The following is a 14,552-nucleotide window of genomic DNA, read 5'->3' as shown; positions in this document are numbered from 1 at the left end:
GTTAATCCTGCATTTTGTATCGAATATCATGATAAATTGCAAACCTGTCTTGATGCGAGGTTCAAGCTGTCGTATCGGGATATGGACCGCTTGCTACTAAAATAATTACCGGAATATTAAAAGTTCCTGTAAAGTCACAAAAACCAAAATTTAAACTCACATGAGAAAAGTTCTATCACTGCTCGCAGTGCTGGTATGCTTTGTTGTAGAGGTATCTGCCCAAACCAAACAAGTCTCAGGCAGAGTGCTCGACAAAACAGGCCAGCCAATCCCCAACGCTACCATTTCAATTAAAGGAACCAAAACGGCTACTGTAGCCGATAACGACGGAAACTTTACCATCAAGGTAAATCCGGGTGCTGTTCTCACGGTTTCTGCTATTACCTACAAAACTTTTACTGTTAAACCTCAGAACGAATCAATGGTTATCTCGCTCGAAAGTTCCGATAACCTGATGAATGAGGTGATCGTTACTGCCGGAGGTATTAAATCAAAAAGAAAAGAAATCGGTACAGCCAACACGGTTATTAAAGCTGACCTGCTGGTGGCTGGTAAATCAACCAATATCGCCGGTGGTTTGCAGGGTAAAGTGGCCGGTTTGCAAATCAGCGGAACAAGTGGTGGTGTAAACCCTACGTTTCGTCTTACTTTGCGCGGACAAAGATCGCTTACCGGTAATAACCAGGCGCTGATTGTTTTGGATAATATAATTGTGCCCAACGAAATTTTGGGTAACCTGAACCCCGAAGATGTTGAAGAAGTGGTTATATTAAACGGTGCAGGCGCTGCCGCCCTGTATGGTTCACAAGCATCGAACGGTGCTGTAGTAATTACTACTAAAAAAGGAAAAAGAGGATTCACAGAAGTTACTGTTTCGAATACTACCATGCTGCAGTCGCTGAGCTATTTTCCCAAAATGCAGAAGAAGTTTGGCGCAGGTGGCTCGGGGTATGGTACAGACGTCAACGGTAACCCGCTATTTTCTTATCTCGAAAACCAGTCGTACGGACCTGCATTTGACGGTACTAAAAGACCGCTTGGGCCCGCACTGGAAGATGGTTCACAGGATTCCTCTATTTATGCTTACAACCCCGGTCATTTAAAGTTCTGGCAGTTGGGTATTACCAATCAATCTGACTTTTCGTTACAAAATGGCGATGACCGTTCTACGCTTTTCCTTTCAGGTCAATATGCCAATACAAAAGGTACAACCCCCGGCGACAAATTTAACCGCGCTTCTCTTCGTGTTAATGGTACCCGCCGTTTAGGAAATACTATCACTGCTACTTACAGCACAGCCTATATTCAAAACCGCTACGATATTACTTCGCAAACAGGAAGCATGTATGTGAACCTGCTGAACATGCCTTCGAATGTTGACATCACCAGATACAAAGATTGGCGGAACAATAAATTCGCCAACCCCAACGGATTTTACAATCCCTGGTACCAGAACCCTTATTTTACTGCAGACAATTACAGACAGAATACAAGGAATGATTACCTCACTGCAAACGTAGAGGTAAAATTTACACCTATAGAAAATCTTGACCTGATTGCCCGGCAGGGTATTGTAACAAGAAACTATTCAAATAAAAATACTGTAGGTGCATTTACCTACACCGATTTTGCGAAACATACTGATGCCAGTTCCAAATCAGATATACCGGCTTCTGTTTCTGACTATAGCGGTTATACTACTCAGTTGCTGAGTGATTTATTTGGGCAATACGTTAAAAAGAAAGGTGATTTTGAATTTAAATTGATCGCCGGTGGCCAGTGGCGCCAGGACCAGTCGAAATTTGTAGCCGTTTCAGCCAGCGGATTAGTGGTACCCGGTTTGTTTAATGTTAGCAACGGGGTAGGTACACCCGGAGCCGGTGAAGTGAACTACAAAGCCCGCCAGATCGGTGCTTATGCTGATTTTAAAATTGGCTTCCGCGATTACCTGTTCCTGCATGGTACCGGACGTAACGACTGGGTTTCGACCTTAGATCCTGAAAACCGTTCTTTCTTTTATCCTTCGGTAGATCTGTCTTTCATAGCTACAGACGCCCTGCCTGAAATAATTGAAAAAACACCTGTTACTTACCTGAAATTAAGGGCTGGCTGGTCGAAAGTAGGTCAGGTGAATCTCGGAGATAATTATGGTGCATACCGCCTTCTGCCCACTTATTATCAAACCAATGGATTTCCGTTCGGATCACTGGCCGGTTTTACCGTGGGCAATGGCCTTGTTGCGAAAAGCCTGAAACCCGAAATCACCAAAGGATATGAAGTGGGTTTTGATCTGAATATGTTTAAAGATCGGTTGAACACAAACGTTACCTGGTACAGCACAAAAACCGATAATCAAACGGTAAGTACCAGCATATCGAATGCAACCGGTTTTACAAGTCTGCTTACCAATACCGGTCAAACGCAAAGCCGTGGTCTTGAGGTTAGCGCACACTATACTGCTTTTAAAACCAAAAACCTTGAGGTTACTGTGGGTGGTAACTATACTTATCTCGATAATAACGTGAATTTCATCAGCGCCGATTTACCAAAACTGTCCCTGTCATCGAGCGGTTCGGCCAACTCTTATGCAGTTGCCAGTCAGCCTTTCCCGGTAATTATGGGATATGATTATAAACGTGATCCCAACGGACATGTGATCGTTGACGGCGTTTCAGGTTTACCAACCAAATCAGATACCATATCAATACTCGGCAACGCTGTTGCTAAAAATCGCCTTGGTTTGGATGGTACTATCAAATTCAAAGGTTTCAGATTGTATTTCCTGTTTGAATATCGCGGTGGATACAAAGTATTTAATGGTATAGGTACCGAGCTCGACTGGTCGGGAACCGGTTACCGTACAGCTGTTTATAACCGTCAGCGTTTTGTATTCCCCAACTCGGTTATTGCCGACCCGTCTAATAGCGGTAAGTATATAACCAATACAAACGTTACGATTAAAAATGGTAATGGAAACAATGGTTTCTGGACCGATGGTATTAACCGTGATGTTACTTCGAACTATATTACTTCAGGCAATTTCTGGAAGTTAAGAGAAGTGACCCTGGCCTATGATGTTCCTTCAACTTTTCTGGCAAAGACCAAATATATCAAGGGTGTTACTATCAGTGTACAGGGACGTAATTTAATGATGTGGCTGGCTAAGGATAATCTTTATACCGACCCCGAATTCAGCGCCGGCGGTACCGATAACAATGGTATCGGTTTGAACAGCATCGATCAAACGCCTCCTTCGCGTTACTACGGAGGTACCATTACCGTTAAATTTTAATCAATAACGCTGAAGCATTCATTAATTATAATACTGTTTGTAAAGAGTAAGTAAATCGAAGTTAATGTGGTGCAAACAGGAAAGTCAAAATAAAATAAATATGAAAAGAATACATGCTATAATTTTTACAGGCCTGGTTGTGCTGGGCACATCCTGTAAAAAGTATTTCGATATAAATACCAATCCTAATAACGCTACGACAGCTACTCCCGAATTGATATTGCCTCAGGCCATTACTTCAACTGCATCTAATTTGAACGCATTTAACACATATGGTGCGCAGTTAGTTGGCTATATGGCCAATGCAGGTGGTTATGGCGGTTTTGGGGTTTCGTTTACCTATAATTTCACTTCTTCCAGCTGGACAGGTCTTTGGTCGGGCGCGTACGATAACCTCGAAGACTACCAGGCTATCATAAATCAAACTGCAGGGGTTGCTACATACAGCTATTTTAATGCAGCAGCGAGGATTATGAAGGTGCTCAATTTTCAGCTTTTGGTTGATGCGTATAATGATGTTCCCTATAGCCAGGCATTGCTGGGTGCTTCAAAATTAAGTCCCGGATATGACGATGCGAAAGCGATATATAAAGATCTCGCAAGTCAGCTCGATACAGCGATCAGTACAATTAATACCGGTAGTAGTACAATTGCAGTGAAAGCATTGAGTACATCAGACGTTTTGTTTAAAGGTGATATGAGCGCCTGGAAAAAATTGGCTAACACACTCAAATTGCGTTTAATTATCCATAGCAGCGGTAAAGTGACTTTTGCAAATACCACTTTTAGCAGCGACGGCTTTTTGACTACTGATGCGATCATAAATCCGGGGTACGTTCGCGATAACGGCAAACAAAATCCAAAATGGGACCAATGGACATGGAGCTATTCGGGGTCTGCACGTAGCAAAGCCTGGATGCCCAGTACGTTCATTATGGCGTTTTATACCGGGGCAAAATTGTCTGACCCCGGAAGAGGTGCCGCCATCTATTATCTATATCCCTCTACATCTACCAACAAACTGGGTTATGAAAATAACAGCGTGGTTTCGAGCCCTGAAGGTAGTTTCTGGTATACTGCTACTAACAGAGGGGCGACATCAGGTAACGACACTACCGGAACATTAAAAGGACCCGATGCAGGCATGCCGGTAATTACTGCAGCTGAAAGTTATTTTCTGCAGGCAGAGGCCGTAGTAAATGGAATAGTGACTTCTGGAGATGCTGAAACTTTGTTCTACAACGGCATTAAATCTTCTTTCAGCTATTTATACAAATTACCTGATGGAACTTATGCAAAGGATACGCTGTTTGCAACGAATGATCTTAAAATGCATTACATGGATTCTGCTTACAAAGCAGATAATGTATCAAGCCGGTTGGTAAACTTTGCTTTAGCCACATCAAAAGATAATAAACTCGAAGCTATTCTTACTCAAAAATATATAGCGCTGAATATGGTGAACAGCGATGAAGCCTGGAATGAGTATCGCCGCACCCATTATCCTACAATAGTAAATACTGCGGGTGCTACAGGAACGCAAACATTTGCTTCGACTCAATCTGAGTCAACCAGAACAGACCGGTTGCCTACCAGAATTATGTATCCGTCATCCGAAGGCGCTTATAATTCTTCCAACGTTCCTAAAAGTATCAGTCCGTTCTCTTCATTAATTTTTTGGGCACAATAGTTTGTTATAAAATTTTATAATCATGCAACAAATAAGAATAAATATATTATTGTTTTCAATGCTGGTAACCGGCTTATCTTCCTGTTTAAAGAAGGATGCTATGAATGCTGATCCAGCCAATGGTTTGGCTAACGTGGTTGAATTTGCCAATACCGGCGATAACGTTTCCACAAGCACATCATTATATCCCCGTTTTGCAACAGATATGGGTGTTGTAGCTTTAGGGGGTACTTATAAATTTAATGTAAACGTAAGTTACTCAGGAGCCAATAGCGCGCCTGACGATATTACCGTAAACCTGGCGCTGGATACTGCGGCACTCACTCTTTTTAATACCCAGAACGGCACCTCTTATACTGCGCCGCCTTCAAGTGTTATTAATTTCCCTTCGTCTCTGGTAATTAAGAAAGGAACTCAAATGGCACAGGGACAAATAACTGTTACCGTTAACAGTGACTATAGCTTTGCTGTTAACTATGCGCTGCCTTTAAAAATTGCATCCGCAACACAGGGTACTTTAAGCGGAAACTTTGGTAAGGCCGTATATTCTTTCTCGGCCCGTAATAAATATGATGGTATTTACACAATGGAAGCAATTGCACCCATGTCTGACATTGTCAATCCGGCTTTAACTGGTAATTATCCTCTTAAAGTGGAACTAAGAACATATACCGATAAGTCGGTTGCCTTGTATGAGGCAGATATTATAGATACTTATGGACATCCCATAAAAACCGGTACCGGCGGCGACTCCTATTATGGCAGCTTTAGCCCTGTTTTCTTTTTTGATGGAAGTGGTAATATAACCACCACTACGAACTATTATGGACAGGAATCGGGCGGAAATAAAAGATCGTGTTATTTGAATACGGGAACAAATAAAATAACTTTTAATGCAGATGGTAGCATTAAAAGTTTTGTAGTGAATTATATTATGACCCAAAGTGTTTCATCACCCAATGCGCCGAGAACTTATTTCTACGAGAAATTTACTTATGTAGAACCCAGATAATTAAACTACCATTTGATCCGATCTTTATGATGGCCCCTGCTCCTGAAGCAGGGGCTTTTTTGTGCAGTTACCGCCCGGTTTCTTACATTTGGGCCATAAACAATCAATGATGGAAGATAAAAATCAACAGCAAAACCAGTTAAATATCGAAATTTCTGAAGAAGTAGCAGAGGGCGAATATGCCAATCTTGCCATCATTACCCATTCCCATGCTGAATTTGTGATCGATTTCGTAAACGTAATGCCGGGCACCCCAAAAAGCAAGGTAAAATCACGCATCATATTAACTCCCCAACACGCCAAACGATTTATGAAGGCTTTGACCGAGAATATCCAGCGTTTTGAAGCCGCCAATGGTAAAATTCAGGACCTGGAAGAAGTACAGATCCCGATGAATTTCGGCGGTCCCACCGCTCAGGCATAAACCTGTTTGTGGTTTATGGTTTGAAGTTTGTAGTTTTCCGAAATCATGAAATCGCTCATTTTAATAATGAGATCGCACGGTTCAATCATGAAGCCAGCGGCTTCATACATGAACTCGCCAACTTCAAACATGAGGTTGCTCACTTCACCATGAACTCGTCGACTTAATATATAAGATCGCTCGGTTCATGTATGAGATCGTTCAGTTCATGCATGAGGTTGTACACAACAACCATGAACTCGTTCACTTCACCATAAAGCGCTTCACCTTACCCATGAATCCCATTGCCCATTGCCTTTTGCCTATTGTCTTTTGCCTATTGCCTATTGCCTGTTTTCTACAAAAGTCCCTCATCGGCAAAACTGAAATAGCCCGTTTCACTTACTATAATATGGTCGAGTACCGAAATATCGAGGTACCGGGCAGCTTCCTTTATTTTGCGGGTCAGTTCTTCATCGGCACGGCTGGGATGCAAATCGCCCGAAGGGTGGTTATGGCACAGAATCAAACTTACGGCATCTTCCTGCAGGGCTTTTTTTAAAATAACCCTTGGATCGGCAACGGTGCCGGTGATGCCTCCCTCACTTACCACTTCAAAATGATTAATACGGTTGGCGCGGTTTAAAAAAACTACGGCAAATACCTCATAAGGCAGGTCGCGCAGCATAGCCTGCAGATAATTGGCAATGTCTTTACTGCCTTTAACTACCGGCTTGCCAATTGCTAAAGCGGCATGCCGCCGGCGACCCAGTTCAAGGGCAGCCGCAATTATTATAGCCTTTGCCGGACCAATTCCTTTAATTTTTATCAATTCGGCAATGGGAATTTTCCCCAGCTCGTTCAGGTTGTTTTTACCAAGCCGTAAAACATCCTTTGCCAGATCAACTGCATTCCGCTGATGTGTACCGTTGCCGATAAGTATCGCCAGCAGTTCCGAATCACTTAAAACCGACGGATTTTTCCTAAGTAGCTTTTCCCGCGGGCGATCGTCTTCGGCCCATTTCTTTATTGAAAATTTTAGGTCTTGCATAGTTCAAAATTTTCTTTTAATTTTCGCACAAATACTATAACCACAAAATGTACTTTAAGTACTAAATTGTGCGTTATTTAAGTAGAAATCCACATCTTATTTTAAAACTTAATCTATCCCCTATGAATCGGAAAACTACTTTAGCCGCTATTGGAGGTTATCAACCCTTCCTTTTTTGCATTGGAATGTATTTTGTTGCCCTTTTCTTCTCGATTTTCATCTGTTCAGCCATTTTTTATGCGTTTTATCCCAAAAAACCGGTTGCAAAAGCTACCGAGGTTTCGCATAAAGCTGCAGTAATGAATCCGGGCGGATCGCGAATGTTGTTAACAGTAACCAAGTAACGTTCAATTCGGGGGATAAACCGATTAATCAGTAACCAGTGAAATGCTATTTTCCCGGCAAAAAAGTGAAATAAATTTTTTGTACAAAGGTTGTCGGGCAATTCCCACGCTTAACGTTATCTTCGCCGCACATTAGATTATACTGCGGTATGCAAATGTCTGTTAAGATCTTTTCGGGTACAGGGTCACAGTACCTGGCCGAAAAAATAGCCCAGAAATTCGGGGCTGTCCTTGGAAAAATTTCCATTTCGCGCTTTAGCGACGGTGAAATTCAGCCTGTTTTTCAGGAAAGTATCCGTGGCGACATGGTTTTTTTGGTGCAAAGTACCTTTGCACCGGCCGAAAACATGCTTGAATTGTTATTAATGATCGATGCCGCCCGGCGGGCTTCGGCCTATAAAGTGGTGGCGGTAATACCATATTATGGCTACGCGCGGCAGGATAGAAAAGATAAGCCCCGCGTAGCCATTGGTTCTAAGCTGATGGCCAATATGTTAGTGGCTGCCGGCGCCGACCGGGTAATTACCATGGACCTGCACGCTCCCCAGATTCAGGGGTATTTTGACATTCCCGTTGACCACCTCGACAGTTCGGCTATTTTTATTCCTTATATACAACAACTTCAGCTGGAAAACCTTACCTTTGCCGCCCCCGATGTGGGAAGTGCAAACCGTATTCGCGAAATAGCCTCCTATTTCAATGCTGAAATGGTAATATGCGATAAGCACCGCAAACGTGCCAACGAAATTGCCAGCATGGTGGTAATAGGTGATGTTACCGACAGAGACATAGTTTTGATAGATGATATTTGCGATACAGGCGGTACACTGGCAAAAGCAGCCGGATTATTAAAAGAGAAAGGCGCCCGGAGTGTAAGAGCATTATGTACACATCCTGTTTTAAGCGGCAATGCCTACTCAAATCTCGAAAACAGCGTGCTGGAGGAAATAGTGGTTTGTGATACCATTCCCCTGAAGCAAAAGATTTCGAAAATAAAAATCCTAAGTGTTGCCGAACTGTTTGCAGTAGCCATTCGCAATGCCTACGAAAACAGAAGTATCACAGGGTTGTTTATACACAGCCAGATGAGAAACCGGTAAAAGACTCAAGGCACACAAGGCTCAGGACACAAGGTTCAATGGAGGTATAGCTCCGGCCTTCAGGGCGGAGACAATATTTAAATGATTGACCATTCACCATTGACCATTGACGACAAAGGAAATTCTTAAATTAAAATAAACAATGAAAACAATTACAATCGAAGGACAACTGAGGACCGGAACCGGGAAAAAAGCCGCCCGGGAACTTCGCTCTCAGGGACTGGTGCCTGGTGTAATTTACGGCGGTGCACAGGAAGTTAATTTTACAGCCCCTGTGCTGGCTTTCAAATCCATCGTATACACTTCTGAATTCCAGTTAGCTGATATTCTGGTTGACGGTAAAAGCTACAAGTGCATTTTAAAAGACCTTCAGTTTGATAAAGTGTCTGATCATCTTGCGCACGTAGACTTTCTGGAACTGGTTCAGGACAGAGCGGTGATCGCCACTATCCCTCTTAAGTTTACCGGTGTATCAATAGGTGTAAAAGACGGTGGTAAACTGATCACCAAAATGAAAGCCTTAAAGATTAAAACTTTACCGAAATACCTGAAAGAAAACATTGAGGTTGATATTACCAACCTTGAACTGAATGGTAATATTCGTGTTGAAGATGTAAAGGAAGCGAATTATGAAATTCTCAATTCGCCCCGTATTCCTATTGCTTCTGTAGTTATGACACGTCAGCTGAAACAGGAAGAAGCCGCAGCTCCCGCAGCCGGCGCAGCAAAAGCACCAGCCGCTGCCGCAGCTAAAGCACCTGCTGCTGCTGCCAAAGCTCCTGCAGCCAAAAAATAGTAGTGCAACAATAACTTAAAAGCCCAGCTTAGCTGGGCTTTTAAGTCATAAATAAGTTAATGAGCCATGAAAGTCAAATAAGGTTTAAACCCATTTGACCTGTTAACCGATCTGACTGAATTTACTGTTTTGATTGATTTGATCATTTTTTCCTTCTGCTTACCCCTGCCGCTTTAGATTCAACTATTGCCATTATGAAATTCCTGATTGTAGGTTTAGGTAATATTGGAGACGACTATGCATACACACGTCATAACATTGGTTTCGACGTGGCAGACGCCTTTGCTCAGAAGCATGGCGGTTTTTTTGCATCGGGTCGTTTGGCGGCGGTTTGTGAATTGAAATGGAAGGGTAAAAAATTGATAATAGTCAAACCGAGCACCTATATGAACCGAAGCGGTCAGTCTGTAAAGTACTGGTTAGAAAAAGAATCGGTCGCTTTGGAACAATTATTGGTAATAGTAGACGATATTGCAATACCGCTTTCCCGGATACGGCTTCGACCTTCGGGTAGCTGTGCCGGTCATAACGGATTGCGAAGCATCGAGGAGACCCTCCTTACCGATAAGTACCCCCGGTTACGCTTTGGTATCGGTAACAATTTCCCCAAAGGAGGGCAGGCGGATTTTGTACTTGACCGCTGGACGCCTGAGGAATTGCCCTTAGTAAAACAGAAGATTGAAAAATGTGTAGAAGTGATAGAGAATTTTATCACCATCGGCCTCGAACGAACTATGAATGAAGCGAATAAATTGGAGTTTACACTATGATTTGTTAATTTGAATCTTTATTTTCGCAAAGCCGATATATTTGGTGATTACTAATTTGATATTCAATATCTCTATGCGCACGTACCCCCGGCTTTTCCAGGCTCATGAAACTTGAAAACAATTATCTCAATTAAACCCTTTGTTGAGTATGAAAATTTTCTGTGTAGGCCGTAATTATGTGGCTCACGCAAAAGAACTGGGTAATGAGGTTTCAGACGAACCAATCGTTTTTATGAAACCCAAAAGTGCTTTACTACAGGCTCATACACCGTTCTATTATCCCGAGTTCACAAATGAATTACATTATGAATGTGAATTGGTATTGCGCATTTCTAAAAACGGCAAATACATCCAGGATAGATTTGCCAGTAAGTATTATGATGCAGTAACAGTCGGCATCGACTTTACCGCTCGTGATATTCAGAATGAGCTTAAAGAAAAAGGCCTTCCATGGGAAAAAGCAAAAGCATGGGATAATTCTGCCGTTATAGGACGATGGATACCTTTGGGGAATATCAAAAACAAAAAAGACATCAACTTCTGTTTATATAAAAATAAAGAGCTGGTGCAGCAGGGAAATTCAGGTTTAATGATCAATAACTTCGATAAAGTAGTTGCATATATTTCCAACTACTTTTCAGTGAACATCGGCGACCTCGTTTTTACCGGCACACCCGCAGGTGTGGGCGAATGTGTGGTTGGTGACGAGCTGGAAGCTTTTATTGAAGACGACAGCCTGTTAAGTTTAGAGATCAAATAACAAATAGATCATCATTACAAGGAAAAAGCCATTCCCGATTCTTCGGGAAGGGCTTTTTTGTTGCCCTAAAGCAGAAATCTGAAGTCAGAAATCCGAAGCCCGAAGCTCACGTTATAAATAAAAAAGGTATCTATAAAATTCAGGTTCTTCTGACATCCGACCTCCGACTTCCGACCTCAGTTTTTCGCTAAACTAACATTTGTTATTATTACATTTGCCTTAGTTTATGATTCATACCGACGTTCTGTTGAAAGCATACCAGCTCATGTGTACGGCCAGAGCTATGGCCGACACCTATGAAGCCAACCGTTCCATTTGTAAATACGTTCACTCCACCTCACGGGGGCACGAAGCTATTCAGCTGGCCACCGCCTTTCAATTGCTGCCCTGCGATTATATAAGTCCCTATTACCGCGATGAAAGCATACTGCTCGGATTGGGTTTTACGCCCTACCAGCTGATGCTGCAATTGCTGGCAAAGCGCGACGATATTTTTACCGGTGGACGCGAATACTATTCACATCCCAATTACCGGGGCAACGATAAACCCAATATCATTCATCAAAGCAGTGCTACCGGCATGCAGGTAATTCCTACTACCGGCATTGCACAGGGTATTGCCTACCTCGAAAAAATTAATTCTGAATTACAGCGAAAAGGCCCCGGCGGCGAACTGCCGGTGGTGGTTTGCTCGCTGGGCGATGCCAGCGTAACCGAAGGCGAAGTGAGTGAAGCCTTTCAATTCGCCATATTAAAAAAAGTACCTGTTATTTACCTGGTGCAGGATAATGAATGGGGCATCAGCGCCAGCGCCGAAGAAGCAAGGGTAATGGATGCCTTTGATTATGCAGCCGGTTTTCCGGGGCTTGAACGGGTACGTATCGACGGTAGTAATTTTGAAGAAAGCTTTGATGTACTACGCCGCGTGGTGCAATACGTGCGGCAGCACAGAAGTCCCTGGCTGGTTCAGGCAAAAGTGCCTTTGCTGGGCCATCATACCAGTGGTGTGCGAAAAGAATTTTACCGCACGTTGCACGACCTTGAAAAACATGCAGTGAACGATCCCGTGCCAAAATTACGGTTACGCCTGCAGGATATGGGAGTTGATGAACTACAATTACAGCAAATCGAAAATGAATCAGGTGCTGCAGTGAGCCATCAGTTTCTGCAGGCTGTGCAGGCGCCTGAGCCTGACCCGTTAACGGTAACCGATCATGTTTTTGCGCCAACACCGGTTACGGAAGAAAAGGGACAACGAACGCCACCGGGCGCCGGTAAAATAATTATGGTTGATGCGGCTTTGTTTGCCATTCGCGAAATTATGGAAGAGTTTCCCGAAGCAATATTGTACGGGCAGGATGTAGGCCGCCGGCTCGGAGGTGTTTTTCGCGAAGCAGCCACATTGGCCGAGCGCTTCAGCGATCACCGGGTTTTTAATACAGCTATTCAGGAAGCATATATTATTGGTTCAACAGTGGGCATGAGTGCAGTAGGGGTGAAGCCAATTGTGGAAGTACAGTTTGCCGATTATATTTATCCGGGATTTAATCAGCTGGTAACAGAAATATCAAAATCATGTTATCTGAGTTGTGGAAAATTCCCTGTTCAAACAATCATTCGGGTACCTATCGGCGCCTATGGCGGCGGTGGCCCTTATCATAGCGGAAGTGTGGAAACAACTTTGTTATCTGTTAAAGGTATTAAAGTGGTGTATCCATCAAATGCGGCAGATATGAAAGGATTGATGAAAGCTGCGTTTTTAGATCCCAACCCGGTAGTAATGCTTGAACACAAAGGCCTTTATTGGAGTAAACTGCCAGGAACCGAAGAAGCTAAAACCATTGAGCCTTCCCGTGATTATGTTTTGCCTTTAGGAAAAGGCACACATGTATTAAAAGCTGATAAAGAAAAAGTCGATTCAGGTGAATCGTGTTGTATAATTACTTATGGTATGGGCGTATATTGGGCACGCTCGGCTGCAAAAAAATTCCCCGGCCACATTGATGTTATTGATCTGCGAACGCTGTTCCCACTCGATGAAGAACTGGTTTTTACAACTGTAAAACAACATGGTAAATGTTTGGTACTAACCGAAGAGCAACAAAATAATTCATTTGCCGAAGCGCTCGCTGCACGAATTTCGCGCGCCTGTTTTCAATGGCTCGATGCTCCCGTTGAAGTATTGGGTGCAGCCAATGTGCCTGCTGTACCAATGAACATACGTCTTGAACAGGCTATGTTACCTGATAGTGAAAAAGTGTCAGCAGTAATTCAACACTTATTGTTTTCATGATTTAGATCAGTAAAAAATTACACAAGATAATTTTATTTGGCTGCTTTAATCTACATGATAAGTAGGTTGAATCGTATATCCTATTACTCTGCCGTTTATAAAATTTTAACACGCGGGGTATAATAAAAATTGTCTTATTTACGTAGAGTTACGTACTTCAAACCTACTAAGCAGCCATGAAAAACAGATACCTGAAGGGGGCCCATCTTTCTGAGCGGAAAGTAAGGGAACTTATTAAATTATTCTCGGAAGATCTGACAGCCACACAGATCGCCAACATTACAGGGATTAGTCGCATAACAGTAAATGCGTATTTTAAACTGATTCGCACACACATTGCGAAATTTTGCGAAGAAAGAAATCCGTTCCATTTTACAAATGGATCAATTACCTTTCATGCGTCGGAAAATGGAATAGCAGGTACCAATGGTGCTGCTTCAAAGAAATCGTTTTACGGCATTTTTAAAAACGATTCTGCCATTCACACCGACAAAATCGCAAACATCGATGCAGAGTGGATGTACGATTGGTTAAAAGGAAAAACAGCCGGCGATAAAGAGATCATTGAAAAAAATCGTCTGCATGTGTACAATGGTATAGCCGACTTTAACAGCATCAGGTTATACCGTATTAATGAAGCAGTGCCCAGTTTAACCAGAGGTAAGTCACATATCGACGAAATCGATATGTTCTGGGGCATGCTGAAATCGCGGTTAATAAAATTCCGCGGCCTTAACAGCGGCACACTGTACCTGCATGTAAAGGAAACCGAATTCCGGTACAATTTCAGGGATAACGATTTGTTTGAAATGCTCATGGAAATTTTACATAAACATCCCTTGCATTATTCCAAAGCAATTCGTTGATGTGAATCGGGCCCGGTTGAGCCGGGAGCAATCGGTAAATTTTAAAACGCCTGAATTGTCGGGTGCTTCACGATTCACGATACATGATTCACGTTTTACTTTTATCCTGTCCAGCCCCCCGCTGATCATTGGGGCTATTCAAAGCAGCCTGTCCTGTTAACATTCGCCAACATCG

At 42.8% G+C, this 14,552-nt stretch carries 11 protein-coding genes; 10 read left to right on the top strand and 1 reads right to left on the bottom strand.

Annotated elements, in window-relative coordinates:
- The first annotated feature begins 160 nt into the window (after positions 1 to 160).
- The 4 genes from AC59IL_RS14635 to AC59IL_RS14620 all read left to right on the top strand — a co-directional run bounded on the left by AC59IL_RS14635 (position 161) and on the right by AC59IL_RS14620 (position 6,418).
- On the top strand, positions 161 to 3,292 hold the full coding sequence (locus AC59IL_RS14635; RefSeq protein WP_496552893.1) for a SusC/RagA family TonB-linked outer membrane protein: 3,132 nt from the start codon (positions 161 to 163) through the stop codon (positions 3,290 to 3,292).
- Positions 3,293 to 3,392: 100 nt separating this feature from the next.
- Entirely contained in the window at positions 3,393 to 4,982 is a 1,590-nt protein-coding gene (locus tag AC59IL_RS14630; RefSeq protein WP_496552892.1) for a SusD/RagB family nutrient-binding outer membrane lipoprotein, read from the top strand.
- 22 nt (positions 4,983 to 5,004) lie between these two features.
- Positions 5,005 to 5,994, top strand: a complete 990-nt coding sequence (locus tag AC59IL_RS14625; protein ID WP_496552891.1) for a DUF1735 domain-containing protein — start codon at positions 5,005 to 5,007, stop codon at positions 5,992 to 5,994.
- Between the two features lie 109 nt (positions 5,995 to 6,103).
- Positions 6,104 to 6,418 carry a DUF3467 domain-containing protein gene (locus tag AC59IL_RS14620; protein ID WP_496552890.1) on the top strand — a complete coding sequence of 105 codons (315 nt, stop codon included), beginning with the start codon at positions 6,104 to 6,106 and terminating at the stop codon, positions 6,416 to 6,418.
- Between the two features lie 337 nt (positions 6,419 to 6,755).
- Here the strand turns inward: AC59IL_RS14620 and radC are convergent, their stop codons facing one another.
- Complete coding sequence (radC, locus tag AC59IL_RS14615) at positions 6,756 to 7,448, bottom strand: RadC family protein (protein WP_496552889.1); 693 nt, start codon at positions 7,446 to 7,448, stop codon at positions 6,756 to 6,758.
- A 499-nt stretch (positions 7,449 to 7,947) separates the two neighbouring features.
- On the opposite strand from radC, the gene AC59IL_RS14610 reads away from it, so the two are divergent.
- From AC59IL_RS14610 to AC59IL_RS14585, 6 genes are all read left to right on the top strand, one after another.
- Positions 7,948 to 8,892, top strand: coding sequence for a ribose-phosphate diphosphokinase (locus tag AC59IL_RS14610; protein WP_496552888.1), 945 nt, complete (start codon positions 7,948 to 7,950; stop codon positions 8,890 to 8,892).
- A 142-nt stretch (positions 8,893 to 9,034) separates the two neighbouring features.
- Entirely contained in the window at positions 9,035 to 9,688 is a 654-nt protein-coding gene (locus tag AC59IL_RS14605) for a 50S ribosomal protein L25 (protein ID WP_496552887.1), read from the top strand.
- A 194-nt stretch (positions 9,689 to 9,882) separates the two neighbouring features.
- Positions 9,883 to 10,458: an aminoacyl-tRNA hydrolase gene (gene pth, locus AC59IL_RS14600; RefSeq protein ID WP_496552886.1), complete on the top strand. Its 576-nt coding sequence runs from the start codon at positions 9,883 to 9,885 to the stop codon at positions 10,456 to 10,458.
- 148 nt (positions 10,459 to 10,606) lie between these two features.
- A complete protein-coding gene (locus AC59IL_RS14595) occupies positions 10,607 to 11,218 on the top strand; it encodes a fumarylacetoacetate hydrolase family protein (protein WP_496552885.1) in 612 nt (203 codons plus the stop codon).
- Positions 11,219 to 11,444: 226 nt separating this feature from the next.
- Positions 11,445 to 13,511, top strand: a complete 2,067-nt coding sequence (locus AC59IL_RS14590) for an alpha-ketoacid dehydrogenase subunit alpha/beta (RefSeq protein ID WP_496552884.1) — start codon at positions 11,445 to 11,447, stop codon at positions 13,509 to 13,511.
- A gap of 176 nt (positions 13,512 to 13,687) precedes the next feature.
- The gene (locus AC59IL_RS14585; RefSeq protein ID WP_496552883.1) at positions 13,688 to 14,377 is read left to right on the top strand and encodes a hypothetical protein; all 690 of its coding nucleotides are present in this window, start codon (positions 13,688 to 13,690) and stop codon (positions 14,375 to 14,377) included.
- The last annotated feature ends 175 nt before the right edge of the window (positions 14,378 to 14,552 follow it).

Source organism: Niastella sp. sgz303648, assembly GCF_059587045.1.
The sequence above is the reverse complement of the archived record's forward strand: the minus strand, read 5'-3'. Positions and strand labels throughout refer to the sequence as shown.